This is a genomic window from Achromobacter deleyi (genome assembly GCF_016127315.1).
GTDB lineage: Bacteria > Pseudomonadota > Gammaproteobacteria > Burkholderiales > Burkholderiaceae_B > Achromobacter > Achromobacter insuavis_A.
On the sequence record NZ_CP065997.1, the window covers coordinates 6,573,461 to 6,596,440 of the forward strand.

Here is a 22,980-nt window from a genome sequence, read left to right on the forward strand (position 1 = left end):
ACGGGGCAAAACGCTTGCCGACACTGCACCCTCTGACCCATCGCGCCTCTCCTGGAACAGTCATCCGGGCCGGCGGCCCGAAGGGACGGAAAACCAGAAATTATTGCAGAACCAGACCGCGGCAACCCCTCCTTCGATTCAACCATGCCAGCAAAAAGGCGTGCCGGCATTGGAAAAAATCGCGTCCCCAATTTACCTCAAAAACAAAGCCGCGAAACCATTTCATTATGTTCGAGCACCTGCCGACGTATTGCCGCCGGCGTCGCGTCGACCTCGGCGGCGGAATTGAAATATACCGGCCGGGCATGGTCGCAATATTCAATCCCGGTCCGCGGGGGGAGCGATCCGCACCCAGTCAGACTTGAGCCGATCAGCCACGGCATCGTCATCGCTGCGAGCCACTTTTTCCTGCACATCCCTGGCCTCCTTGCGGGCCTGGCCCGCCCGCGCCTGGAGGCGGGCCTCACTGTCCGAGCGTTCCTGCGCCCGGCCCATGGCCCGCCCCCGCCAATACACCCCGGCGATGGCGGCCAGACCCGCCAGCACTGCCGCCACCACGCCGAGGCCCCGCTTAATCCACTGTTGCAACATGCGCCGCGCTCCTGTCGATGCGGGCCTGGACGGCCGCCATGGCCCGCTGGTAAAGGCCGGCCCAGCTGTCCGGCTTGGGCTTGCCCGGCCGCCAGGTGCGCAGATACAGCGCCCAGGCCGCATCCACGTCGCCGACCGGCGGCAACGCCTTCGGATCGGTCCAGAGCAGCAGCCGCGCGACGCCGGCGGCCAGCACGTCGTCGTACTCCAGCGCCGCATAGATCGCATCCGGATCGCCCGCCACGCTGCGCGCCTTGCACAGCGTGGCCAGGTGATCCCTGCTGGCCGCGTGCAGGAATACGCCCCACACGCCGCCGCGACTGGCGCGGGTGCCCTTCTCGAACTGCCAGAAGCCGCGGGCAGGCCCGCCGATCTGGCGCCGGTGCACGAAGCGGCTTTCCTGCAGGCCGATGGCCAGCAGCATGCAGTCCGCCTCGGACGTATCCATGCGCGCGGGCAACAGCGCCATCGCCGGCCGCAGCGCGTCTTCCATGATCTGGTCAAGCGTCATGCCTGCCCTCCTTGTCTGCCTGGGCCTCCATGCCCAGCGTCTTGCGTCGTATCTCGACCGCCCAGTCCACCAGGTCCTGGTTCTGCAGCTTGGCGGTCAGGCGCAGATAGGCGCCCAGCACCCACCAGGCCGGCAACCCGGCCAGCAGCATGCAGGGGCCGAGCACGTAGAACATGGCCAGCAGCCCGTCCTCGCCCAGGCCGGTGCGCTGCGCCATCCAGTAGGCGGAGGACATCAGGTCGGGCATCCAGGCGATCATGCCGATCGCCAGCAAAGGCCCGAACAGAAATGAACTGACCACCGTGCAGGCGGTGCGCGCGACGAATTCGCGCGGCGTGCGCGGCGGCATCAGCAACATGCCGATCAATGCCGCCATCGCGGCCGGCATGCCAAAAGCCAGCGCAATTTTCAGGGCGGCCCAACCGCCCAATCCCGTAGATGCCGGTTCCATGGTTACACCGCTCCTGTCGACGGTGCGCATTGCTGCCTCCCGTGAACATCACGGGCGCCGCGGGGGCGCGCCGGATGGACAAATTGAAATGTGGGCGACACTGTCGTCCGTTTGCTCCAGGCATCACCTACCTTCGTCTTTGTTTTTTCCCTGTCTATCGCCTGATCCTCTTCGCTTGAATCGCCATGAAACCCTGGACCCGCCGCCAACCCCGCCGTAAAACCACCCCGACGCTTGCCGAAGCGCTCGCCCGTTATCTGGAGGAGGTCTCGCCGACCAAGAAGGCGATCGCACAGGAACGCTCCATTGCCAGGAAATGGCTGTCGACGTCCCTGGCGAACCGCGAGCTGGGCGCCATCCGCAACACCGACCTGAACCGGTTGCGCGATGAATGGCTGCTTGAGCTCAAGCCCGCCACCGTGGTGCGGCGGCTGGCCATGCTGTCCCACCTGTACACCGTGGTGCGCAAGGACTGGGGATATTCCATGCTGGCCAACCCGGTGCAGTTGGTGCGCCGCCCCACGGTGGACGATGCGCGCGACCGGCGCTTCTTCGATTCGATCCGCCTGCGCGGCGTGACAGAGGACGAGTGCCCCCGCGAGGAACTGGCCTGGATTGTCGAGTCGACAGAATCATCCGAGCTGCCCGCCATCCTCACGCTCGCGGCCGAAACCGGCATGCGGCGCTCGGAAGTCGCCGGCATCCGGCGCGAACACGTCAACCTGCTGCACGGCTACGTGCATCTGCCGCATTCCAAGAACGGCCATGCGCGCGAGGTGCCACTGACACCCGTCGCCAAGGAAGTGCTGCGCCAGCACCTGGCTGGCCGGCCACTGCGTGGCGCGATCTTCGCCATGAAGGCGGGCTCCATCACCCAGGCGTTCATCCGCGCCAGGCTACGCGCCAGAAGGCGTTACGAGGCACTCTGCCAAAAGCATGGCCGCCGTCCCAACCCCGCGTATTTCCGCGACCTGCGTTTCCATGACACCCGTCACGAGGGCACCTCACAACTGGCGACCGTCCTGGCGATGCACGAGCTGGCCAAGGCCAACGGCAATCGCGACACGCGCATGCTGCTGCGCTACTTCCACCCGGATCCCGCCCAGCTGGCACGCAAGCTGGCACGCAGCCCATTGGGCCGGCGCCAGCTGCAGCGCATCCGCGAAGGACGGCTCTCCGGCGTCCGGCCTCGCTATGCCAGTGCGCCAGCCAGCCAATCCGGCGCTGCGGGACGCGTGGACGCGCTCGGGAACGACGGATTGGCGGGCCAGTCCCGCAGGGCCTGGATATAGGTCTGCAGCTGCACATACTGGGCTGCCGTCAATGAGCTCGACTGCGAGCCGGCCTCCATTTCGTCGCGGTGACGATCACGCAGCCAGGTGATGCGCGCAATCTCGCCATCACGCCACGCCCGTTCCGCGGCCGCGGCGGCCTGGTCGCGCGCGTCCGCATCCACAACCCACGCGCCATCGCGCCAGATGTGGAAGACGCCCGGGTAAGGCTGCGCCGTCAGCCAGGCAGGCAGCGGGCCGACGCCCGCATAGCTAAGCCCGTCCGCCAGCGTTCCCACTTCGTAGGCCGCGCCGTTGGCGGTCCGAAACAGGGCCGTCTCGCGATGATCCTCCTCGCTCACCCAGTCACCGGATCCGGCGGCGCCATAGGCGGCCCCGACACGCGGCAGCTCAGTCCGCCAACGAGCGCAACGGCCGGCGGGCAACTCGGGCGGCGTCACATCGACAGCGCCATAGGGCAGCACGTAGCCGATATCGTGCTGCGGCGGGATGTCGAAGGCGTACGCCAGGACATTGTTGTCGTCGGTTTGATAAACGGTTTTCATCGATTTCTCTATGTGAATTAGTGGGTTATGGATAAAAGTCGCACTGCTAATGCGAGAGTCTTGGGCAAACGCCAGACTGACGCCTCGCAGAAGGTCACGGGCACGATTAACGCGCGAGGCAGCGTTGCAGATGCCACAGGCAGCCTCACGAGTGCGGATGGGGCGTTTTCCTTTGGCTATCGGAAAGGCCAAGCTGGAAATCTCAACGTGGGTCTGGGTTCTTCCCTCAATAGCATCAACGATCTGATTACGTTGGACACGTCGACGGTCATTCGTACCGCATCGGAAACACGTCCGCTAAGCACCGCAGTTGTGCCTCGCCTACATGTGTAGGCGAGGCACTGCCGCGATGTTTGTCGGCCGGGTTTCTGCGGAAGTGCGGCTGACTCTCGACGAGTCGAACACCACCAGATCTTGAACTCCACCTCCGGCGTCGTTGGCCAATGGCGTGACCCGGCCAGCGCCACCTGAACCTTCTCGCGAGGTGACCGAGATGGCTCCCTGAGAGGAATTCAGAATACCTGCGATATCCGGGCTTTCGTTGGTGCCAAACGGTCGGACCATCCAGGATCCCGTGACGCGTTGCGCCGCATCGGCCTGGCGTTTTCCCAAGAGCCTTGCATTAGCAGTGTCAACGTCAGCCCCCGTAAAACGCAGGAACATATTCTGCAAGTCCGGCAGCCGGATTTGCGTGCCTTCGTCTGCATAAACTAGCGCACCCGCCGCCCAGGAAGCCGCCGGAACCAACAATGCATTCTCCTGCGCATAGGCGAGCAGGCGCGGATGATCGGACTTGAGCACCCGGCCGCCCATCGCGTCCAGCTGCCAGGGCAGCGGACTGGTGGTGTGGCCGTACTCGATGGCGCCGCACAGCGGCGAACGGTAGCCGGTGTAGTAGGCGGTATTGACCCAGGTCCAGATATCCTTGCGCTCGGCCACATAGATCGGGCCCTTGTCGGTCGTAGGCAGGTTGGCCTGGCTCATCCACGGAATCGTCTGGCTCAGTTGCTGCGTCACGAAGCGGGTGGTGGCGAGCTGGTCGGTATTGGTACCGGCCGCCGCGGTCGGGGCAGTCGGTACGCCCGTCAGCGCCGGCGACGCCGCCAGCGCCGCCACGAACTTGGCCTGCAGCGCGGCCAGGTCGCCGTTGTCCAGCACGTCCTGGCCGGCCTTGTCGGCGATGTATTGGCCGATCATGGCCGCCACGAACGAGGCCTGGCGCCAGACGGTGTTGAGTTCCTTCGATTTGGCCGTGCCGACCGAGAAGCCGCCCAGTCGGGCGGCCAGCGCCTGGTAGTCGGCGGGAGCGAGCACGTTGGCGCCGGAAACGGTGCCGAAGGGAAGAATTTGATTGATAGCCACGGAATGTCCTTATTCAACCGGCAAAAAGCGAGCCCCAGAGTCCGCCGTCGAACCCGGAGATGTATTGGTTTTGAACGTCAAAACCGAACAGAGGCCCCTCGGCCGAGGGGATGACGTAGTAACTGATGCGCACGCCTTCCGGCTTGAGCGGGATGTACCCGCCGGTAAGCAGCGCCAGGAACAGCGCGGACGGCGGCGTACCGGCGATGCCGATATCCACCGACATGTCGCCGTTGTCCTGGATGAACACATGCGTGCCGCCGCCGAAAATCCGGTCCAGGATCGCGGCCGATGTCTCCAGCGTGCCGTCCCAGTGGTTGGCCCCGATCTTGGCGCGCAACAACAGCCGATAGGTATCGTCGTCCAGCTCGGTCAGGCCGCTGTCCGGATCGAACGGGCCCAGCCATACGCCCTGGTCGAAGCCCAGGCCGTCGATGTCGTGCGAGAAATACACATTCGAAATGGGCGTCCGGACCTTCCGGTCCAGCCCCACCCAGCGCCCCACGGCGTCCAGCTGGACGCCGACGGCCAGATCCAGATCGAAGGCCGCCGGCATGGCGCCGTACAGGTCCTGCAGTCCGGCCGACGCGCCGCACAGCGCAGCGACGGTGGCGTTGAACTTGGGTTTGGAGCGGTAGTAGGCCGACAGCCGCCTGAGATAATCGTCGGGTTTGGCCATATCAGGTCACCGTGAGTTTGATGTCGTCCGGCGTCGCCGTGGCGGCTTCGTTGAACGCCAGAGACACGTCGGGCGCGCCGTTGCCGGTCGGGCCTCGCAACGTCAGCCCGGAAATCTTGAACGTGCCATTGCCGGCCACGCCGTTGGCTGCCGAAATGGCGTCAGCCCACTCCACCGACGCGCTGGCGCCGCCGCCGATCGCGACACCGTTGATGTAGTCCGCGACCGCCCGCTGCACCGCCACGCCGATGGCCGTGGTGTAGCCCGGCAAGGCCCGCAGCTGCACGTCGACGGCCAGCGGCACGATCGTGGGCCGGAAGAACCGGATGCGATGCGCGATGCCGTAGATATCCGTCACGACCACCGTGGTGGTGCCGTGCGTGCCGGTCCCCGGCGTCTTCTTGGCGGCAATGGCCTGCGCGATCAGCGCCGCGTCTCCGCCATCGACCACCAGCGCGATGCTGTGCGGCGGCAGGCCGTGGGCGTCCGCCACCGCGCCATCGTTCTCGAAGGCGGCGTGGCGCAACACACCGGGCACCGACGCGACGGCGCCAATCGTGCCCTCCAGCACGCTGCGCGACGGCAGCGCCACCGAGACGGCCTGCCGCACGCGCAATGCGGCGTCGCCCTCGACCGGCGCGCCCGGCGTAGCCGCCGCCCGGTTGGCCACGGACTGCCAGCCCAGCGTGGGCGTGCCGATCTGGTCGATCGTGCCCGCGGCCGCGGTGATCGCCCCCAGCGCCTGGCTGTAGGCGGTGACCGTGATCTCGCCGCCAGGCGGAATGGTCACGCTGGCCGGCAGTTGCCAGCGGGTACGGTTGGCATCGGTCGCCACGCCGTTGACGATGGTGACGCCGCCCTGCCCCACCAGGCGCAGGTCCACCGACGAACGCGTCGCGGCGCCGCGCGCCAGGCCGTTGATCTTGACGTTGCTCGACAATGCCGCGTTGGCGGCGGTGGCCGGCGAGAACCCGTTGTACACATTGATCGCCGCCGTATTGGCCTCGTGGATCGCCAGCGCGAACACCGCCAGCAACTGGCCGTCCTGGCTGTCCGCTTCGAGATAGGTGTCGGCGCCGTAGATGGCCCGGTACTGGTCCTTGAAATACTGCAGCACCTCACCGTAGCCGGGCGCGCGGATGCCCGTGGCGTCGATGACCGGGGCCGTGGAAAGAATCGTCATAATGCCGCCTGCACGATGGCCGTGCCATAAAGGGTTGAGATGGATGCCGTCACGCTCAGGCCGCGGGTATCCGGGTCGAGCTGGCTCGAATAGTCCGTCAGGCCGGTCACGCCGGCCGTGCCCAGGATGCGTTGGCGTATCGCCCAGTCATAACTGGCCCTGGGCTGCTTGCCCAGGACCTCGCCGCGCCAGGGCATGCCTTCGGTCTCGTCCAGGAACCACTCGCCGCGCGCCAGCATCAGGCGTGTTTTCACGGCCTGGGCCACGGCCTCGGGCGAATCGCGAAGGAAATCGGCCTGCGGCGTGCCGAACGAGTAGTCGCCGCCGGCGTCCAGTTTTCGGTAACGCATAGAAGTCCTCAGTTGGGCGGCGAAGTCACCGCGTTGGCGCCTTGCGCCGTATGGGTGTGGCTGTCGTCCACCCGCTTGCCGTTGGCCAGGATCTGGCCGATCACGTTCAACACCCCGGTGATCTGGGCGGTGTTGCCCTGGCCGCCGCTTCCCACCAGGCCGGCCAGGTAGCTGAGCAGGCCGTTCACCAGCACCTGCCCGGAAAACTCGGAAACCGGCGCGACCACGTCGAAGCCGCCCGGCGCCACGATCCTGACCTTGCGGGAGTCGGGATCCAGTTCCAGGAAGGTCGAGCCGTCATCGCTGCGCAGCTGGGTGGCGCGGGTGCTGACGGCGGGCAGCACCCGCGGCTGCGATCGCACGCCCACGTAGACAAAGCCGTCGGACAGGTCATGCATCCGCACTTCCGCCTGGTTCTGCACCTTGCCCGACTGCCACCAGGCGTCGATGCAGCGCGACGCGAACACCACCAGGCATTCGTCGCCCGGCTTGACCGGGAAGGTCAGCGTGCAATTGCCGCCGGACGGGAAATACACCGGGCAGTCCACCAGCAGCGGCAGCGTGGCATGCTGCTCCCGCCCTTCCGGCGTGGTGATGCGCGCGCGGATGGCGGGCTGCGCGGTGCACGTCATGGCCACCGGATCGAAGTCGCCGATGATCGCCGGCATCGCCGTCCAGGTCTGCGCCAGCGCGCCGCGCAAGGCGGCGCCGATCGCGGCTTCCGGATCGTTCAAATTCTCAAGTCGCTTCATGAATCATCCTGCTGAAATGGCGCCGACGCGCCACGGACATGGCGCCCGCTACTTGACGACGTTGGCGGACTTGGCGGCATCGCCGTCCATGCCTGCCCGGCCCAGATCGCCGGGATACAGCGTGGCGTCGGTCGCCAGGCACAGCACGTCCGTGTACCAGTCGTTGTCGCGGGTATTGCCGAGATGCTCGGTTTCCATCACGTAGTAATAACCATCGCCGCTGATGCGGCGTTGTTCGCTGTAGTCGATTGCTTTCGCGCCGCCCTCGCCGCCGCCCTTGGCCTCATAGCCGTACTCGCGGATGCGGCTGTTGTCCAGATGGATCAGCCCGCCCACGCGGATGCTGGGATTGAGCAGCATGCGCAGCTTGATGCCCTTTTCCGTCTGCTCGGGCATGCCGACCAGGCCGGTGTCGTGCGACACCACCGGCACGGCGCCCGGCACGTAGGCGGTCTCGGGCACCACCACCACCTTGCCGTCCTGGATGCTCCACAGCGTGTTGGCGCTGCTGCACACGTCCTGCAGGTAGTCGCGGACCATGCCCGACATGACCGAGCCGCGGATCGAACCCTTGCCGCCCAGGTCCGGCACATAGCCTTGCTTGACGCCATAGGGATTCATGGCCGAGCACAGCAGCTGCACCTTGCCGCCGCGGGTGCTGCCCTTGGACAAGGTGGCGTTGATCACCGCGAAGTTGTAGGCCTTGTCGCCGTCGGCCGCGGTGATTTCCAGCGCCATGTCGGTATCGCCCGAACGCCCCCATTTGGCGCGCACCACGTTGCCGTGGAAGATCACGCCGTAGTTGCCCTCGTAGCCGGCCTGCAGCACGACGCGGGTGAACTCCCGCTGCACCAGGCTGGCCGTTTCGCGGCTGGCGTTCATCACCTTGATGGTGGCGCTGTTGGGCGACTTGGCGTCATTGCGCTTGATGGCGAAACTGAAGCTGAGCGCCGACAGGTCCAGGGCGTCCTCGTCGCCGACGATCAGCGACACTTTCCTGCCCCACTGGCGCACGCCCTCGTCGTCCACCGGATCGCCATAGACGGTGATCGGTTCCATCGTCGAATCCTCGGCCATGTCAGTCCGCCACCCAATAGAGTTTGGCGCCACGCCCCAGATCGGTGAACGTGGGCACATCGTCCGGCGCATCCGCGCCCGTCACCCGCAGCCCGCCAGCGAGCCCCAGGTGCCGGTACTGGCCCAGCAGGTTCAGGCCGGTGACCAGCGGAATGCCCGAGACCAGCGGCTGGCCAAGGTCGTCGGCCACGTCCAGGATCCAGCCATCGCGGTATTGCAGCGTCAGCCGGTAGTCGTCGCCGCCCAGCGAAATGGCGAACACCTGCGGAATCGGCGACACGGGTATCTCGAAGTAATTCATGTGCCTCTCCTAGTTCCAATGCAGCGATCCGCCCTTGGGCGGCGCCGCGGGCCGGGACGACTTCGTGCCCAGGCTCTGCTTTTCCGCGGTCTTGTCCTTTTCCTGCTGGTGCGCGTACGGCGGCAGGGACGTGCTGCGGGTCTGCGCCACGATCACTTCGCGCAGCGCCACGGTGGCGAATACGGCGCCGGAGGTGTCCTTGTTGTTCTCGACCGAGATTTTCTCGATCAGCATGCTGCTGTAGCGCCGCCGGCTGGTGACCACCTCCACCGGCTCGCGCGACTCCTGCAGGCTGAGCAACTGCGAATAGATGGCGGTCGCGAAATCGTCGGCCGCCGCCTTGCCGTTGGCCACGTCCTTGGCCTGCGCGCCGCGCAATGCCTTGTACGAGGCGTTGCTCCAGGCACATTTCATGGTCAGCGTCAGCGGCTGCTTGAAAGCATGGTCGCTGATCGCCGACTGGCCATAAGGCCCCGACTCCACGGGATGGCTGGTGATCTTGAGCGAATCGTCGAAGGACTCGCTGATCGTCGCCTGCACCACGATGTCGCCGATTTTTTTGGACAGCAGGCCCACCATGTCGGCGCCCGCGATATTCAAGTCAGGCATAAGACCCCTGCAGGTTGCGCGTCAGGTCGGCATTGACCCGGCTCTGTTGATTGGCCACGGCTTCGCCGGTCGCGCCTGGATCGGCCGAACCGTTGACGTGGATGTGGGTGGTGGCATTGACCGAGACCGACGCCGCGGCGGACGCCCCCAGCACGCCGCCAGCGGCTTCGCCGGTGGAGAACCCGGAGCGGTAGTCACGCCACGGTTCGACCCGGGCGCCATCCATGGCCTCGGGCCGGATGCCGCTGCCCGGCAGGTACAACCCCGGACCTGGCCGTCCGGCATCGATGCCGGGGCCTCCCTGCAACGACTTCAGCGTCGCGTCGCCCATCGGGCTGGGGTACAGCAATAACCCGGCGCCCGCGGCCAGCGGCGAGGTCGCCACGCCGCGCACCACCGCCTTGGCGCCATCGGCGATGCGGCCGATCCAGGAGCCGGCGGCTTCCCACAACGACTTGCCCCACTGCAGCGCGGTCTGGCCGGCGGCCTTGACGCCGTCGACCACCATGGCGCCGCCACGTGCGGCCATATTGCCCATCCAGGACCAGACGGCGCTGGCCATATTGCCCATCTGGGTCGCGGCCGTCCGACCCATCGAGGTCATCCTGCCGAACACGCCGCTCACGAAATTGCTGGTCGCCGTCCAGGCCTGGCTCACGAGACCGCCGATCCGGCCGGGCAACGAGGCCAGCTGGGTGCCCAGTCCGCCGATGATCGACCGCATGCCGCCCAGTCGCGAGACCAGGCCCATCAGCGCTCCCACCACGCCGCCGCCGCCCAGCATCAGGAATCCGCCGACCAGCAACAGGAGCTGCGAACTCAGGCCCCAGGTCACGCCGTCGAGCCAGGTGATCAGACTGATCACCGGTCCCAGCAACGACATGATCGACAACACGAAATTGCCGACCTCGCCCAGCCGCTTGCCGGCCGTCTGGCCGTTCTCCTTGAACCAGGCCGAAATGCCGTCGAGCGTCTCCTGCAGCTTCGGTCCCATCGTCAGGAGCGCCTGCGCGAACATCGCGTCGACCGAGCCGCTCAATTCACGGATGGTGCCCATCAGCCGGTGGGCACGTTCACCGGCGGCCTCGATGGTGCTGTTTTCCTGGGCATCGCGCTGCACCGACAGGCGCTGCCCGAATTCGGGACTGCGCAGGACCTCCATGACGCCGGCGTCCAGCCCCAGGCTCTGGCCTGTCTCCCGGGCCTGCGTCGGATCCATGCGCTTGAGCGCATCGCTCAGTTCCAGCATCAGGTCGGCGCTGTTGCGCTGGCCGCCCGCGCCGTCGCTCAGCGTGATGTGCAGCTGTTCCAGCAAGGCGGCGATCTTGGGGTCGTCGCGCACATTGCGATGCAGCGCCTGGGTACTGCTGCGCATCGCTTCGGCGGATACGCCGAAGCCCTGCGCTACCGTCTCCAACGCCCGCATGTCCCGGCCCGTGGTGCCGCCCAGCTTGGCGGCGAAATAGCCTTGCTCGAACTGGGCGATCTTGTTCTCGGCAAAGTCGACGACGCTCTTTGCCCGTCCCGCGAATACCGCGAGCGCGTCGGCCAGGCTCTGCTTGCGCGAGTCGCCGATCGCCTGCTTGAGGTCCTTGAGGTCGTCCTTGTCGATCTTGATTGGGCCCATCAACCCGGAAAGGTTGATGGACAGGATTGTGTTAGCCATTTTTTTCTGCCATGTGGCGGCGGTGCGCTTCCGCCTTGTTGTCTGCCCGGACCGACAGCGCGTCGTTCAGGAGCGCGATGTCGGCCAGGTCCAGGGTGCCGTCCTTGAGGGACTCGTACTTGCAGAGCCCCTCGAGGACCGGCGCCAGCAACCAATCCTCGCCACCGGGCAGGCTCTTCAGCCAGCCTGTGTCGCCTCGGGGCTGCCGGTCTGGCTGGTAAGCAGCCCTTGTATAAAAGGCCCGAGGCTTCCGACGATGACGCGCAGCGTCAGCGGCAACATGACCGACAGGTCGATGTCCTGGAACATTGGCACGCGCTGGCTGGCCGACCAGATGGCGGTCCAGCCATGTTCCTGCTTGCGCTGGACCGCCTGCATGCAGGTGTCCAGCACATAATCGGCGTCCTCGTCCTTCATCGCCGCCAGGCCATCGGCCAGCGGTTGCAGGACATCGGCCATGCCGCCCGGATCCTCGGTGATCCCGCGACCGCCCGCCGCGAGGCGGACGAACACGGGGATCAGCGTAGGAACGATCGGAGCGATGCGGCGCGACACGTGGAACTGTTGCTTGGCGCTCAGTTTCCCGATGGAGTACCGGTGGCCGTTCAGATCAAGTTCCTGTGACATGGCTTAGTAGATTCCCAGGATCGTGTCGATCTTCGCGGCGTCGAACGTCCACTTCACCACGTCGCCGTCCTTCTTGTAGGTGAGATCGGGCTTCTTGCTGAAAGCGCACGAACGGCACGCCGTCACGTCGCCCGTGGCCGGGTTGGTGACGGTGATCAGGTTCTTGCCCCACAGGCGGCTGTCCAGCGACTGGGCGTCGTACAGGGCCTGCAGCTGCGCGTTGACCGGCGACGTTTTCAGGTAGCTCAGCGTCACGGTGCCGCTCTTGTCGGCACGCAGCGTGTGCATGACCTCGCCGTCGGCGCCCACGGTCATGGCGCTTTTCTCGGCCTTGGCGGCGATGGCGATGCCTTCATCGGCCACGCCCGAACCGGAACCCAGCGAAATCGCCCCGCCCGGGCCCACGAGACTGGCGCTGATATCAGCGAACGAATAGGTAGACATCTGCTACTCCTGTTTAGCGGTTGACCGTGACCAGAACGTCGACGGTGTGGATGGCGCCGGCTTCCTTGGCGGCGACCTGGAACGGAACGGCCTTGCGCGCTTCGCGATCGGCCTGCGACTGGGTGGCGATCGTCGGCGCGTAGACGTAATAGCCCTTGGCCAGCGTGTCGCCCTGCTTGAGGGCGCCGAAGCCGGCCGAATTCCATACGCCCGGGGCCAGGTAGCCGTTGTTGACGGCGGCCTCGCAAGCGGCCTCGATCACCGAGGCGATCAGCTGGTTGCCGGCGTCGGTCTGCGGCACCTTGGTCGGGCTGGTGTACAGCAGGTTGTAGACGTCGGTCTGGACGCGGTTGCGGAACCAGATCGCGTTGTAGACCGAGTCGATGAAGATGCCGCTGGGCGTCACGCCGTACTGGATGATGGCCGTGTCGTTGTCGTAGTTGACGAACACGTTGCAGTTCTTGGCGGCCAGCGTGTCGGCCTGGCTGCTGCTCAGGGTCTCGGCGACGATGCCGGGCTCCTGCTTGTACATCAGCGTGATTGTGGTGTTGTTGGCGTTGAAGTTCACCGTCAGCATGCGGCCCAGCAGCGAGGCCACTGCGTACGGATTGGCGCTGGAGAACTGCACGATCGAGTACTTGACCTTCAGCGCCTTCAGCTGGCTGGCGATGTCGTCGTGGTTGGTCGGGTCCAGCACCTGCGGCGCCTGGGTCGACACGCCGTACAGGTGGCGCTGGTCGGCCTCGATCAGGGCGGCCACGGCCAGGTGCTGCGCGTTGGTGATGTCGACATCGGCGAAGGCCAGGCCCAGGAACTTGTTGGCGAAGCGGTCCAGGAACAGCGACACGGCATCCACCGGGGACTCGGCGACGACGCCAGCGACGGGCGCGGAGGCCTTGGCCGCGGTCAGGCCCAGCATCGACGAGATGTCGGTGCCGGCGCCGGCGGCCGAGGCGTAGCCCAGCGTCGAGGTGGTGCCCGAGGTGTTCGAGGTCACGACGAACTGCGAGCCGTTCCACACCACCGAGGCCGCGGCCAGGGCCGTCGAGATGATCGTGGCGACGCCGTTCAGGTTGGTGGCGCCGGAGAAGTCCAGGCCGTTGACCGTCTTGGCGGTGCCGTCGACCGTCAGGGTGAAGGCGCCCGCGGTCACCGCGGTCCAGGCCGACATCTGCTTCTCGGCGGCCGACAGCACGGCGCCGCGCAGCGTGGCCGAGGTCGCGCCCTTGGCCCAGCGGCCGATGTACAACTGCGAGGGCTGGGGCGTCTGCTGGAAGTACAGCAGGGCCGCGCGGTATTCGGCCGCGGTGGTGCCGAAGTCGGCGGCGACGGCGTCGATGCCGCCATAGGAGCGCATGCGCTCGCCGGTGTCGATGACGGCGGACGAGCCCAGCAGCAGCGCGGTGTTCAGGCTCGCGCCTTGCGCCGCGAGCGGCGACATGTTGATCGTGACGTTGATCAGGCGTGATACCGGCAATCCATTAGCCATGGTAAATCCCTTAATCTTCAAGGTGGTTGATGTTGTCCGTCGGGGACAGCGACGCGGCATGCGTCGTGACTTGCGCCGACAGAAGATTCAGGACCGGATAGCTGCGCGTGACCCGGCGCGTGAAGTGCAGGGTCATGTCGAACTGCCGTATCCACTGCTGATTCACGAGTTCGTGCTTGGCCAGGATTGGCCCCGCGCCGCCGACCGCCATGCCTTGCGTCAGCAAGGGTTCGCGGTTCTGCGGCACGGCGGCGCCGTCGCGCAGCTGCGCCGCGTGGCGCAGCGCACGCGGTCCGTACATCGAGCAAAGCACTTCGATGTCTTCGTGCCGAACGTATGAATCAGATCCTTCCCCGGCCGGGTCGTGGGTGACGACCGGACCGGCGTCCGCGGTTTGCGACCGGATGTCCATCAGGCACCAGGTATCGGTCTGCGCGGGCGGTTCCACGCCGGCCGCGGGCCAGCGTGTGCGAACCATGTCTGTGGGCAGGCCGGACACGCCGGCGATGAACCCATGCAACAGCGCCTCGAGCTCGGCATCCTCCAGGGGCGGAGAAATGGCGATCGGCGCCAGGTAGCCGCCGGTGGCCGAACTATTCGCCATGCGTCGCTCCTTTGTCGTGTTGAGATGCCCGAGGGCGGGTTTGGGGGAATCCAGAGGCCTGGAGGCGGAACGCCGACTTTGGTGCGCCATCGGCGCGATGCCGCGTTGCTTGATGCGTGCGGCCGGGTTGCGGCGGATTCCGGCTGTCGCCCACCGGGCTGCCGCCTCGAGCCGTTCCAGGTCACCGCGGGCGGGAGAAAGGCCCGGTCATGGAAGGAACGGCGAGGCGGCAGGCCGCTGGGCCCCGCCTTGCGGGCGGCGCCAAGCAAAACGCCCCGCGCTCTCGAAGAGAACGCGGGGCGTGCAAACGAAAAAAGGCCCCCACGCTCCGCCGCTACGCGGGTCGCTGCCCCCCGAGGGGGCGTTTTTGCCTTGGGGCGGCCCGGCGGCAAAAAAAAGGCCCGCCTGTGGCGAGCCTGTCTTGGGGGAACTGCAAAGAACATGAAGGACGCGCATCCGGCGATTCATCCGCCTTCCGGCGGGGTGGCCGGGCACACGTACCCTCTCATAAATAAGGCCCGCGATGTGCGGGCCTTATTCTCAATGCTTATTCAATGCTTCTTCAATGCTTCCGCGCCTGGGCGCTAGAACGAATCGTCGGCGGATAGCGCGACGACATGGATGCATTCTCTCGCGGCATCAGGCGTGCAGGCAATCCCCCTCGCGTCGCACTTCGCCCCAGACGTAGGTCAGCGAGTTGCGCGCATGCTCGATGCGCGCCACCTGGCCGCCCTCGTGCAGGGTTTCGAGCACGCGCAGGATCGCCTGTCGCATTGCGTTGCGTTCGCGCCGCGTCAGCTCGCGGGCGCCGGACGCGCCGCGCACCAGTTCGGCCATGCGCCACGGACGCCCCGGCGCCGCCGCCATGAGGTCCAGCACTTCGGTTGCATATTTCATCGGGATGCCTCCCCGCCAAGACGCTTATCCATGCTTTTTTTTCCTTGATGCAAGCTTGCCGTTCGTCGTATTCCCGGAAAGGCCGGCAGTTGAAAATCGCTACCTGGGTAGCGATGAGTGGGCCACATTTGCCGGTCACCCACCCTAATCGCCACGGACGCGGCGGCGAGCCCCGCCGTATCCGTACAAGCCGCAAGCCGCCTGATGGAAGGCTTGCGGCTGGCCCGACTATCTCCGGGATGAAAGTCATGGTAGCGAGTCGCTACCGAAAAATCAACAGCGAATCGCTACTGTACTTTCGGGTAGCGGGTTGCTACTATCGCTACCATGGACATCCGCTCGATACGACTGAACAACCTCAAGTACGCCGTGCACGAAGCGGGGGGCGTCGACCGCCTGGCCGAACGCGCCGGCGTCAGTCGCAAATACCTCGACCAGATCCTTCAAGGGTTCCAGGGCAGGCGCGACAAGAACCCGCGCCGGGTCGGCGATGCGCTGGCTGCCAGGCTGGCCGCCGGCCTGGGCCAGCCCGCCCACTGGATGGACCTGCCCCACCCCGACCTGTGGCGCGAACTCTCGCCCCACGCCGTGGCCGACGAGCCCACGGGCCGGCTCGTGTCCTTCCACCCCGCGCGGCTGGGCAGGCCCGATCACGGCAATGTCCTCATCGCCCAGTTCGACACCGGAGGCGCCATGGGCAACGGCCTGGAACTGCGTGACCAGCCCGGCGTCATCCAGAGCTGGAACGTCAGCCCGGAATGGCTGCAGAAGAACGTGCGCGGCTTTTCCGCCTCGAAGAACCTGTGCATCGTCACCGGGTTCGGCGACTCCATGCGCCCCATGTTCAACCCCGGCGATCCCCTGATCGTCGACCGCGGCGTGCAGGCCGTCGAATACGACGCCATCTACTTCTTCCGCGTCGGCAGCGAAGGCTTCATCAAGCGGCTGCAACGCATTCCCACCGCCGCCGGCCTGGTGGTCCGGGCCAAATCCGAGAACACCAAGTACGACGCCTGGGACATCACCGAAGGCATGGATTTCGAGGTCTTCGGCCGCGTGCTGAAGGTCTGGCGCAGCGAGGACTTCTAACCCCATGGCAACCCCTTCGCGTCTGTCGGCGCCCGAGAAAACCATCCTGATCCATGGCGCGCTAGGCGCGCTGCTGGCCTTGGCGCTGCATGCCGCGCTGTTGAACCGCGTGTGGCCATGGCACAACCTGTTCGCCACCCTCTTCGCGATCCAATGGATCTGGCTGGTGCCGCTGGCGGGCGCCATGCTGGCCGGCATGCGTTCGGGCAAGCGCTGGCTGCTGGCGCTGGCGGCCTACGGCGTGGTCGTGCCGGCGCTGCATGCCTACGGGCTGGTGACGCTGCTGGGCTGGCAGCCCGCCGCCTACACCGATAGCGGCCCGCGGTCGCTGGCGACGCTGATCACCGCCGCCAGCGGCTTCATACTGCTGCCGCTGATTCAGGCGCTCGATCCCTCCCGGCCCGGCTGGGACTATCCCGCCGTGTTCCGCGCTGCGTGGCGCAACACCGTCAAGCTGGCGTTGGCGGGCGGCCTGACCCTGGCGGTCTGGCTGCTGTTCTGGGCCGCCAGCGCCATGTTCGGCATGATCGGCATCACCGCGGTCGGCCAGATCGTCAAATCCACCCGCTTCCTGCTCGGCGTCATGCCGCTGGTGCTGGCGGTCTGCCTGGTGGGCGTGCACCGCCGCCCGCAACTGGCGGACACGCTGCAACGCTCGTGGCTCACGCTCACCGCGTGGCTGCTGCCGCTGGTCGCGCTGGTCGGCATCGCCTTCGTGCTGGCGCTGGCGGCCCGGCTGACGCTGGACCTGCAGGCGGGCGCCCTGTCGGCCGGCGCGCTGATCGCCTTCAGCGCGCTCTGGATCAAGCTCATCAACTCCGCCTGGCAGGACAGCCCGCAGGCCCCGCCCTTCGGCCCGCGCCTGCGCGCGGTGCTGCGCGTGGCGGCGATCGGCCTGCTGCCACTGGCGCTGGTGGCGCTGTACGGCCTGGTGGTGCGCATCGAGCAGTACGGCTGGACCGTTCCGCGCATCTGGGGTCTTTACGCCGCGATCCTGCTGACGCTCTACGCGCTGGGCTATGCCTGGGCGGCGTTGGCGGCGCGGCGCTTCCACACGATCCTGGGCGGCACCAACATCCTCGCGGCGTTCTGCGCGCTCACCATGCTGGCGCTGGTGAGCACGCCGCTACTGAGCCCCGACCGCATCGAGGTCAACAGCCAGGTGCAACGCCTGATCGACGGGCGCATCCCGCCGGAAGAATTCAGCTATCTCTCGGCCGCGCGCGACCGCGGCGAATACGGCCGGCAAGCCATGCGCAAACTGGCTGATGGCGCCGCCCAGGCGCAATCCCCCAAGATCGCGACGGCGGCCGCCGACGCCCTGAAGGGCCAATACCATGACTGGGGGCCGCGGGTCACCTCCCAGGAACGCGCCCCGGCCAAGCCGGCCAACCTGCAGGCGTATCCGCCGGGTAGCCCGGTGCCAGATGCCTGGTGGCGCTACGCCGCGGCGGAAAATCCCTACGAGGCAGACCGATGCGTGCGCGCGGAACAGGCCGCGGCCGACAATCCGGCCTTGAACGGCTCGCGCTGCTGGCTGATCCACGCGGACATCACCGGCCTCGGCAATGACGACCTGGTCCTGTACGTGCCGCCGCGTCCCGACGCCAGCGCGGGGGGCTACGAAGCGTTCCTGAGCTATCAAAAGCTGGGCAACGACACCTGGCGCCTGGTGTCCTCCAAGAGCAACCGCAAGTCCGAAATCGGGCCGGAGGTGGATATCGGCAGCGCGCTGGCGCAAGGCCAGGTGCATACCGAACCGCGCCAGGATCGCGACCTGATCGTCGGCGGGCGGCGCCTGCCGCTGCGCTGAACGGCGCGGGCGCTCCCGAGGCAGTCCATGCGCGTCGCGCCGACTGCCCCGGGCAGGCCGGTTACGGCTTTTCTTCCAGGTCCGGCGTGCCGGTGAACTGGCTCTTGAGCAGAGTCAGCGCGCCCTTTTCCGCCAGCGCCTCGTTGGGGAACACGTTCTTGGTGTCTTCCAGCACGGGAAAGCCGAAGACGCGGACGCGGGCGTGGTAGCCCTCGGGGGTTTCGGCCAGCTCGATATCGAAGTTGCGTTCTTCGATCCAGCCCGACTTGTGCAGTTTCCAGTCCATATCCGACGTGCTCCTGGTAAGAGAAGGAAAGGCGCGCGGCCGGCGTGCGGCCGGCAGCGCCGTTGACGCGTGGCGCCGGCCCGCGAGGGCCGGCGCCATCACAACCTTACACCGGCCGCGCTGACGGCGGCTTGACCGGATGCAATGCCTTCAATCCGCCTTCTCGGGCGACGGCGGGGGCGGCGGTTCGGCCGGCGCGACGGCGGCCTCGGCCGGAGGCGAGAACAGGTCCCAGCAGGCCATGAACAGCGCGGCGATCAGCGGCCCGATGACGAAGCCGTTCAAGCCGAACAGCGCCATGCCGCCCAGCGTCGAGATCAGCACCACGTAGTCGGGCATCTTGGTGTCCTTGCCCACCAGGATCGGACGCAGCACGTTGTCGACCATGCCGATCACCAGCACGCCGAAGGCGATCAGCACCACGCCCTTGATGGTCGCGCCCGTCAGCAGGAAATAGATCGCCACCGGCGCCCAGATCAGCCCCGCGCCCACCGCTGGCAGCAGCGACAGGAAGCCCATGATGACGCCCCACAGCAGCGCCCCCTGGATGCCCAGGATGGAGAAGATGATGCCGCCCAACGCGCCCTGCGACGCCGCCACCGCGATATTGCCCTTGACCGTGGCGCGCACCACCGTCGTGAACTTGCGGAACAGGTGATGCTTGTGCGTGTCGCTGAGCGGCATGGCGCGCTTGATGCGCAGGCCCAGTTGCGGCCCGTCGCGCAGCAGGAAGAACAGCAGGTACAGCATGATGCCGAAGCTGATCACGAACTGGAACGTGTCCTGGCCGATGCTCAGCGCCTGGGTCGCGAGGAACTGGCTGACCTGCATCGCGCCCGCGCTGAGCTTTTCCTGCAGGCTGGGGATGTCCGCCAGGTCGAACCGCGCCAGCAGGTCGTGCACCGAAGGCGGCAGCGCCTCCATGGCCTGCTGGAAGTAGGCGCCGAAGTTGATCTGCCCGGACTTGATGCTCTGGTAGAGGTTCGCGCCCTCGCTCACCAGCGAACCGCTGATGACCACCAGCGGCAGGATCACCAGCAGCAGCACCAGCGCCAGCGTGATCAGGGCCGCCAGGTTGCGCCGTCCGCCGATGCGCGGCACCAGGCGCCGTTGCAGCGGCGCAAACAGGATGGCCAGGATGGCGCCCCAGAACACCGCGCCGTAGAACGGCCACAGCAGCCAGCCGAAGGCGATGGAGACGATCACCAGGAGGAGCAGGAAAGTCCGGTAATGCAAGCTTGAGGATTGGCTCATGTTCCGTCCAAGGCGCGGCATGCGCCGCGAGACCCGCATTGTACTAAGGGCCTGCCGAGAGGCCGACGCCAAGGGGCCCGTGCCAGGGGGCCGGTCGAAAGGCCGGTGCCAAGGCGGCCGTGCTACGGGACTGGTCGAGCGGCCGCGGCCAAGGGGAGCCGTGCTAGGGGGCCTGCCGCGCCACCACGGCGCGGGCCTGCTCCAGCGCCCCGGATTGCGCATTCAAGCGCTGCAAGCGCTGGTTCAGTTCCTGCTGCAGCGATGGCGTGGCGACCTTGGCCTGCCCGTCCTCGAGCGCGATGTCGCCGGCATGGGCGGTGACGAAGTCGGCCACGCCCAGGGCGTCGCGCGCCACGGTGTCCATCGTGCCCGCGGCGTCCCGCAACTCGGCCGCGGGGGCCGTGACCGCCTCGTCGTACACGCCGTCATAGACCGGCGCCAGGTCCGGCGCCAGTTCCATGCCGCCGCGCGCCTTGTCGGCGCGGGCCTGGGCGACCTGCAACCGGCGGGCGCTGTCGGCCAGCGTCGCGCGCGCGTCGGCCAGGCCCTGGCGTCGCCGCACGATGTCGTCGACCGACTGGATGCGCTCGGCCGCCAGCACCGGACGCAGCGACGCGGCGGCCTTGGCCAGGGCGTCCTGGAAATCGGTAATGACCGCATAGGCGTCGCGATAACGGCCGATGGCGTCCGACTCGGCCTCGCTCAGCGCGCCGATCGGCGCCAGCGTGCCCGCCGCGATACGTTGCTGCAGCAGGCCGATGAAGGCGGCCCGCTCCTGCGGTTCGCGATTGCCGCAAGCCGTCAGCGCCAGCACCGTGGCCGCCGCCAGGGTGGCCAGGCAGATCCGCAGCATTGCCATGCCCTTCCTCCTTGCGTAGTACGTAGCGGCGCGGCAACCGGCCCGCCATGCGGCCGGCGCCCCCGGCCAGATTATCCCGAAGCGTCCGCCGCGTGCCGCCGGCGGGCGGATTTTGTTGCCATCGAAGCGAGTTGACACAGGGCGCGCCGCGCTCAGTCCGACCACGCGAAACGCATCGCGCAGCGCCGGGCAGGATCGAATCCCGCGGCCGCCTCTTCCCGCAGCCGCGCGCGCAGTGCCGGCGTCAGTTGCGCCGCCGACACCTCGACAAAGCCGTGCCGCCGGTAGAACGGGCCATTCCAGGGCAGCTCCCGGTCGGTCGTCAGGACGACCGCGTCGTACTCCCCCGCCGCCCGTGCCCGCGTCACCACCGCGCGCAGCAGGCCGCCGCCCAGGCCTTGGCCCTGCCACGGACTGGCGACCGACATCTCCGCCAGGAACAGGTCGCCGTCCATCGGTTGCGCCAGCGCGAACCCCACGGGCCGGTCGCCGTCGTCCGCCGCGACCCACAGCAATCCGGCTGCCGCCGCGCTCGCCAGCACTGCCGGCGGCTGGGTCTCGCCGGTGGCGGCCCAGGCCATGGGCGTGCCAAGAAAGCGTTCGGCGGCCGAGCGTTCGATGTCGGGCAGGAAGGCCAGGTCGGCCGGATGGGCGTGTCGGATCATGGGGCGCCAAGTATGCACCAGGCACGCCCCGTGCGAACGCCAGCGGGACCGCCAGCCGTGGGCGTCTCGGCCAGCGGCCGGCGCCATCCCTGCCGTTAGCCCCTAGAATGTCGGTTTGCCGGCCCGCCAGGGCCGCCCATCCTCCTCGCCATCCCACGGAATGACTCAAGACGTTTCCCCCGACACCTGGGGCTTTGCCCAGCCCGACTGCCGCGGCGCCGCCGCGCTGCTGTATTTCATGAGCGACCTGGCGCGCGTGGCCAACCAATACCTGCGCCCCGGCCACCTGAGCCAGGAAGCGCTGGCCGACGCCCAGAAGGCCGTGGATGCGCTGATGGAGCGCTATGTCGACATCGAAGCCGCTCCCGAAGCCTTCGATGACGAACGCGTCGAACTGGCCCTGGAGACCGACACCCGCCCCGACGGCTCGACCGCCGCCCAGGTCGCATTGCGGATGTCGCCGCGCCTGGAAGGCCTGATCATCGAGGCCCAGCGCCAGGCGGCCGGCCCCACCAGCCACTGACGGGCATCCCCGGGGGCGTGCGCGCCCCCCCCCTACATCGCCCCAGTGCGACACGCCCCTTCCCCCGGCGCCAAAAAACCCTTGCAAAATCACGGCACTAGCTATATGATTAGCAGTTGAGCCGAAAGATATCTCATATTTGGCTCATATTTTGCCCCGTCTGGCCCACTTGCCAGGCGCTTGCAAAACACCCTTCCTGGGTCCGGTTTCGCCCGATTCTGCGACAGACAACCCTAACAACGCAGACCCGGTTGATGCCATCATGATGGATGGCAAGATCATCCCGCCCCAGGTTTCGTCTTACGACACTCATTGCCGTTTTCTGATCGTTCCGCCCAATCAGGCCTGATCGGAAAACTCCTCTCCGCAGCCCGACGGCCGCGGTAATTCCAGGCCGCGGTAACCCCGCAGCAATCCATTCGCGGCGGCGACCCAACGCCACCGCCCGCCAGGACCGCCGTTCGTCATTGACCGACACGGTCCGGCAGCAAGCCGCAGGCGCATGCCCGCGGTCAGTACCTCCGCCACCGGCGTGGCGCGCAAGCAAACCATGAGAATGCGCAAAATGCCGGTAACGGATATGCGTTAGTGTCATGCATGACTCGGCACGTGGACAGGACGCGGCGCGACAGCGCCCTCACCCGGTCCTCGCGGCATGCACTGCGCGGCAATTCCCATAACAAGAACCTGAAAGAGAACAAACACCATGAATACTCGTTTCACGACCTCGGACCTGATCCGACGCCCGGCCCATACCAAGCTGGACAACATGCCGATCAACATCGGCGACATCGTTTATCTGCAACCGGCCCACGGCCCGGCCATTCGCGCCGCCGTGATCTTCAACGCGCCGATCGACGGCACGACCACGTACACCACCGAAGTCGTGCCGTGCGGAGCGGCCGCGCAAAAGGCGCCCGGCCAGCGCATCCGCTTCCGTCACGAGCACGTGCACCGCATCGAACCGGTGCGTCGCGCCGCTCGCTGATCCAGCGCAAACCCGCCGCGGCCCTGCCGCGGCGGCTTCATTTGTGCGTGATAAAGTCGCAGGCAACGCAGTC

At 67.0% G+C, this 22,980-nt stretch carries 28 protein-coding genes; 5 read left to right on the forward strand and 23 right to left on the reverse strand.

All coding sequences use genetic code 11. The features are described from left to right. Positions 1–318: 318 nt before the first annotated feature. From I6I07_RS29675 to I6I07_RS29685, 3 genes are read right to left on the reverse strand one after another with little or no spacing between them, the layout of a single operon-like run. On the reverse strand, positions 319–591 hold the full coding sequence (locus I6I07_RS29675) for a hypothetical protein (protein WP_198484775.1): 273 nt from the start codon (positions 589–591) through the stop codon (positions 319–321). Further along, positions 572–1,102, reverse strand: coding sequence for a hypothetical protein (locus I6I07_RS29680; RefSeq protein ID WP_198484776.1), 531 nt, complete (start codon positions 1,100–1,102; stop codon positions 572–574). The genes I6I07_RS29675 and I6I07_RS29680 overlap by 20 nt, the downstream gene beginning before the upstream one ends. After that, positions 1,092–1,553, reverse strand: a complete 462-nt coding sequence (locus tag I6I07_RS29685) for a hypothetical protein (RefSeq protein WP_035360130.1) — start codon at positions 1,551–1,553, stop codon at positions 1,092–1,094. The genes I6I07_RS29680 and I6I07_RS29685 overlap by 11 nt, the downstream gene beginning before the upstream one ends. A gap of 185 nt (positions 1,554–1,738) precedes the next feature. On the opposite strand from I6I07_RS29685, the gene I6I07_RS29690 reads away from it, so the two are divergent. Then, positions 1,739–2,845, forward strand: a complete 1,107-nt coding sequence (locus I6I07_RS29690; RefSeq protein WP_198484777.1) for a tyrosine-type recombinase/integrase — start codon at positions 1,739–1,741, stop codon at positions 2,843–2,845. Here I6I07_RS29690 and I6I07_RS29695 read toward each other — a convergent pair. From I6I07_RS29695 to I6I07_RS29770, 16 genes are all read right to left on the reverse strand, one after another. Continuing rightward, the gene (locus I6I07_RS29695; RefSeq protein WP_198484778.1) at positions 2,746–3,390 is read right to left on the reverse strand and encodes a phage tail assembly chaperone; all 645 of its coding nucleotides are present in this window, start codon (positions 3,388–3,390) and stop codon (positions 2,746–2,748) included. The genes I6I07_RS29690 and I6I07_RS29695 overlap by 100 nt on opposite strands. Before the next feature lie 321 nt (positions 3,391–3,711). After that, a complete protein-coding gene (locus tag I6I07_RS29700) occupies positions 3,712–4,752 on the reverse strand; it encodes a hypothetical protein (RefSeq protein WP_198484779.1) in 1,041 nt (346 codons plus the stop codon). A 13-nt stretch (positions 4,753–4,765) separates the two neighbouring features. Beyond that, positions 4,766–5,431 (reverse strand): DUF2612 domain-containing protein, encoded by a 666-nt coding sequence (locus tag I6I07_RS29705; RefSeq protein ID WP_198484780.1) that lies wholly within the window; start codon positions 5,429–5,431, stop codon positions 4,766–4,768. A 1-nt stretch (position 5,432) separates the two neighbouring features. Beyond that, the gene (locus I6I07_RS29710) at positions 5,433–6,614 is read right to left on the reverse strand and encodes a baseplate J/gp47 family protein (protein WP_198484781.1); all 1,182 of its coding nucleotides are present in this window, start codon (positions 6,612–6,614) and stop codon (positions 5,433–5,435) included. Beyond that, positions 6,611–6,964 carry a hypothetical protein gene (locus tag I6I07_RS29715; RefSeq protein WP_006393820.1) on the reverse strand — a complete coding sequence of 118 codons (354 nt, stop codon included), beginning with the start codon at positions 6,962–6,964 and terminating at the stop codon, positions 6,611–6,613. The genes I6I07_RS29710 and I6I07_RS29715 overlap by 4 nt, the downstream gene beginning before the upstream one ends. An 8-nt stretch (positions 6,965–6,972) precedes the next feature. Next, a complete protein-coding gene (locus I6I07_RS29720) occupies positions 6,973–7,716 on the reverse strand; it encodes a Gp138 family membrane-puncturing spike protein (RefSeq protein WP_198484782.1) in 744 nt (247 codons plus the stop codon). 48 nt (positions 7,717–7,764) lie between these two features. Next, the gene (locus tag I6I07_RS29725) at positions 7,765–8,775 is read right to left on the reverse strand and encodes a phage protein (RefSeq protein WP_198484783.1); all 1,011 of its coding nucleotides are present in this window, start codon (positions 8,773–8,775) and stop codon (positions 7,765–7,767) included. A 19-nt stretch (positions 8,776–8,794) separates the two neighbouring features. After that, entirely contained in the window at positions 8,795–9,094 is a 300-nt protein-coding gene (locus I6I07_RS29730; protein ID WP_198484784.1) for a phage baseplate plug family protein, read from the reverse strand. A gap of 9 nt (positions 9,095–9,103) precedes the next feature. Next, positions 9,104–9,703, reverse strand: a complete 600-nt coding sequence (locus tag I6I07_RS29735; RefSeq protein ID WP_006393816.1) for a phage baseplate protein — start codon at positions 9,701–9,703, stop codon at positions 9,104–9,106. Further along, positions 9,696–11,369: a phage tail protein gene (locus I6I07_RS29740; protein WP_198484785.1), complete on the reverse strand. Its 1,674-nt coding sequence runs from the start codon at positions 11,367–11,369 to the stop codon at positions 9,696–9,698. The genes I6I07_RS29735 and I6I07_RS29740 overlap by 8 nt, the downstream gene beginning before the upstream one ends. Beyond that, positions 11,362–11,520: a DUF6889 family protein gene (locus tag I6I07_RS29745; protein ID WP_232625827.1), complete on the reverse strand. Its 159-nt coding sequence runs from the start codon at positions 11,518–11,520 to the stop codon at positions 11,362–11,364. The genes I6I07_RS29740 and I6I07_RS29745 overlap by 8 nt, the downstream gene beginning before the upstream one ends. A 26-nt stretch (positions 11,521–11,546) precedes the next feature. Beyond that, positions 11,547–11,996: a phage tail assembly chaperone gene (locus tag I6I07_RS29750; RefSeq protein WP_006393813.1), complete on the reverse strand. Its 450-nt coding sequence runs from the start codon at positions 11,994–11,996 to the stop codon at positions 11,547–11,549. Positions 11,997–11,999: 3 nt separating this feature from the next. Further along, positions 12,000–12,440 (reverse strand): phage protein, encoded by a 441-nt coding sequence (locus tag I6I07_RS29755; RefSeq protein ID WP_198484786.1) that lies wholly within the window; start codon positions 12,438–12,440, stop codon positions 12,000–12,002. A gap of 13 nt (positions 12,441–12,453) precedes the next feature. Continuing rightward, positions 12,454–13,929: a DUF3383 domain-containing protein gene (locus I6I07_RS29760; protein ID WP_198484787.1), complete on the reverse strand. Its 1,476-nt coding sequence runs from the start codon at positions 13,927–13,929 to the stop codon at positions 12,454–12,456. A gap of 10 nt (positions 13,930–13,939) precedes the next feature. Beyond that, positions 13,940–14,533 (reverse strand): hypothetical protein, encoded by a 594-nt coding sequence (locus I6I07_RS29765; protein ID WP_198484788.1) that lies wholly within the window; start codon positions 14,531–14,533, stop codon positions 13,940–13,942. 639 nt (positions 14,534–15,172) lie between these two features. Beyond that, positions 15,173–15,430: a hypothetical protein gene (locus I6I07_RS29770; RefSeq protein ID WP_006393809.1), complete on the reverse strand. Its 258-nt coding sequence runs from the start codon at positions 15,428–15,430 to the stop codon at positions 15,173–15,175. Positions 15,431–15,757: 327 nt separating this feature from the next. Here I6I07_RS29770 and I6I07_RS29775 point away from each other — a divergent pair, with 327 nt between their 5' ends. Then, complete coding sequence (locus I6I07_RS29775; RefSeq protein ID WP_198484789.1) at positions 15,758–16,519, forward strand: S24 family peptidase; 762 nt, start codon at positions 15,758–15,760, stop codon at positions 16,517–16,519. A gap of 4 nt (positions 16,520–16,523) precedes the next feature. After that, entirely contained in the window at positions 16,524–18,332 is a 1,809-nt protein-coding gene (locus tag I6I07_RS29780; protein WP_198484790.1) for a DUF4153 domain-containing protein, read from the forward strand. Between the two features lie 61 nt (positions 18,333–18,393). On the opposite strand, the gene I6I07_RS29785 is transcribed toward I6I07_RS29780, so the two are convergent. From I6I07_RS29785 to I6I07_RS29800, 4 genes are all read right to left on the reverse strand, one after another. Beyond that, complete coding sequence (locus I6I07_RS29785; protein WP_006393806.1) at positions 18,394–18,618, reverse strand: hypothetical protein; 225 nt, start codon at positions 18,616–18,618, stop codon at positions 18,394–18,396. A gap of 150 nt (positions 18,619–18,768) precedes the next feature. Continuing rightward, positions 18,769–19,872 (reverse strand): AI-2E family transporter, encoded by a 1,104-nt coding sequence (locus I6I07_RS29790; RefSeq protein ID WP_198484791.1) that lies wholly within the window; start codon positions 19,870–19,872, stop codon positions 18,769–18,771. Between the two features lie 163 nt (positions 19,873–20,035). After that, complete coding sequence (locus tag I6I07_RS29795; RefSeq protein WP_198484792.1) at positions 20,036–20,731, reverse strand: DUF3053 family protein; 696 nt, start codon at positions 20,729–20,731, stop codon at positions 20,036–20,038. Positions 20,732–20,883: 152 nt separating this feature from the next. Further along, on the reverse strand, positions 20,884–21,396 hold the full coding sequence (locus I6I07_RS29800) for a GNAT family N-acetyltransferase (RefSeq protein WP_198484793.1): 513 nt from the start codon (positions 21,394–21,396) through the stop codon (positions 20,884–20,886). A gap of 160 nt (positions 21,397–21,556) precedes the next feature. On the opposite strand from I6I07_RS29800, the gene I6I07_RS29805 reads away from it, so the two are divergent. Both I6I07_RS29805 and I6I07_RS29810 read left to right on the forward strand, forming a co-directional pair. Then, positions 21,557–21,919, forward strand: coding sequence for a hypothetical protein (locus tag I6I07_RS29805; protein WP_198484794.1), 363 nt, complete (start codon positions 21,557–21,559; stop codon positions 21,917–21,919). A 706-nt stretch (positions 21,920–22,625) separates the two neighbouring features. Next, a complete protein-coding gene (locus tag I6I07_RS29810; protein ID WP_198484795.1) occupies positions 22,626–22,907 on the forward strand; it encodes a hypothetical protein in 282 nt (93 codons plus the stop codon). The last annotated feature ends 73 nt before the right edge of the window (positions 22,908–22,980 follow it).

What these genes read in the sequence shown, in the direction of transcription:
- I6I07_RS29755 (WP_198484786.1), bottom strand. Translation starts at nt 12,440, where the DNA reads ATGTCTACCTATTCGTTCGCTGATATCAGCGCCAGTCTCGTGGGCCCG.
- I6I07_RS29675 (WP_198484775.1), bottom strand. Translation starts at nt 591, where the DNA reads ATGTTGCAACAGTGGATTAAGCGGGGCCTCGGCGTGGTGGCGGCAGTG.
- I6I07_RS29765 (WP_198484788.1), bottom strand. Translation starts at nt 14,533, where the DNA reads ATGGCGAATAGTTCGGCCACCGGCGGCTACCTGGCGCCGATCGCCATT.
- I6I07_RS29795 (WP_198484792.1), bottom strand. Translation starts at nt 20,731, where the DNA reads ATGGCAATGCTGCGGATCTGCCTGGCCACCCTGGCGGCGGCCACGGTG.
- I6I07_RS29710 (WP_198484781.1), bottom strand. Translation starts at nt 6,614, where the DNA reads ATGACGATTCTTTCCACGGCCCCGGTCATCGACGCCACGGGCATCCGC.
- I6I07_RS29770 (WP_006393809.1), bottom strand. Translation starts at nt 15,430, where the DNA reads ATGAAATATGCAACCGAAGTGCTGGACCTCATGGCGGCGGCGCCGGGG.
- I6I07_RS29685 (WP_035360130.1), bottom strand. Translation starts at nt 1,553, where the DNA reads ATGGAACCGGCATCTACGGGATTGGGCGGTTGGGCCGCCCTGAAAATT.
- I6I07_RS29720 (WP_198484782.1), bottom strand. Translation starts at nt 7,716, where the DNA reads ATGAAGCGACTTGAGAATTTGAACGATCCGGAAGCCGCGATCGGCGCC.
- I6I07_RS29780 (WP_198484790.1), top strand. Translation starts at nt 16,524, where the DNA reads ATGGCAACCCCTTCGCGTCTGTCGGCGCCCGAGAAAACCATCCTGATC.
- I6I07_RS29690 (WP_198484777.1), top strand. Translation starts at nt 1,739, where the DNA reads ATGAAACCCTGGACCCGCCGCCAACCCCGCCGTAAAACCACCCCGACG.
- I6I07_RS29775 (WP_198484789.1), top strand. Translation starts at nt 15,758, where the DNA reads ATGGACATCCGCTCGATACGACTGAACAACCTCAAGTACGCCGTGCAC.
- I6I07_RS29715 (WP_006393820.1), bottom strand. Translation starts at nt 6,964, where the DNA reads ATGCGTTACCGAAAACTGGACGCCGGCGGCGACTACTCGTTCGGCACG.
- I6I07_RS29810 (WP_198484795.1), top strand. Translation starts at nt 22,626, where the DNA reads ATGAATACTCGTTTCACGACCTCGGACCTGATCCGACGCCCGGCCCAT.
- I6I07_RS29705 (WP_198484780.1), bottom strand. Translation starts at nt 5,431, where the DNA reads ATGGCCAAACCCGACGATTATCTCAGGCGGCTGTCGGCCTACTACCGC.
- I6I07_RS29750 (WP_006393813.1), bottom strand. Translation starts at nt 11,996, where the DNA reads ATGTCACAGGAACTTGATCTGAACGGCCACCGGTACTCCATCGGGAAA.
- I6I07_RS29735 (WP_006393816.1), bottom strand. Translation starts at nt 9,703, where the DNA reads ATGCCTGACTTGAATATCGCGGGCGCCGACATGGTGGGCCTGCTGTCC.
- I6I07_RS29800 (WP_198484793.1), bottom strand. Translation starts at nt 21,396, where the DNA reads ATGATCCGACACGCCCATCCGGCCGACCTGGCCTTCCTGCCCGACATC.
- I6I07_RS29790 (WP_198484791.1), bottom strand. Translation starts at nt 19,872, where the DNA reads ATGAGCCAATCCTCAAGCTTGCATTACCGGACTTTCCTGCTCCTCCTG.
- I6I07_RS29760 (WP_198484787.1), bottom strand. Translation starts at nt 13,929, where the DNA reads ATGGCTAATGGATTGCCGGTATCACGCCTGATCAACGTCACGATCAAC.
- I6I07_RS29680 (WP_198484776.1), bottom strand. Translation starts at nt 1,102, where the DNA reads ATGACGCTTGACCAGATCATGGAAGACGCGCTGCGGCCGGCGATGGCG.
- I6I07_RS29805 (WP_198484794.1), top strand. Translation starts at nt 21,557, where the DNA reads ATGACTCAAGACGTTTCCCCCGACACCTGGGGCTTTGCCCAGCCCGAC.
- I6I07_RS29730 (WP_198484784.1), bottom strand. Translation starts at nt 9,094, where the DNA reads ATGAATTACTTCGAGATACCCGTGTCGCCGATTCCGCAGGTGTTCGCC.
- I6I07_RS29740 (WP_198484785.1), bottom strand. Translation starts at nt 11,369, where the DNA reads ATGGCTAACACAATCCTGTCCATCAACCTTTCCGGGTTGATGGGCCCA.
- I6I07_RS29725 (WP_198484783.1), bottom strand. Translation starts at nt 8,775, where the DNA reads ATGGAACCGATCACCGTCTATGGCGATCCGGTGGACGACGAGGGCGTG.
- I6I07_RS29695 (WP_198484778.1), bottom strand. Translation starts at nt 3,390, where the DNA reads ATGAAAACCGTTTATCAAACCGACGACAACAATGTCCTGGCGTACGCC.
- I6I07_RS29785 (WP_006393806.1), bottom strand. Translation starts at nt 18,618, where the DNA reads ATGGACTGGAAACTGCACAAGTCGGGCTGGATCGAAGAACGCAACTTC.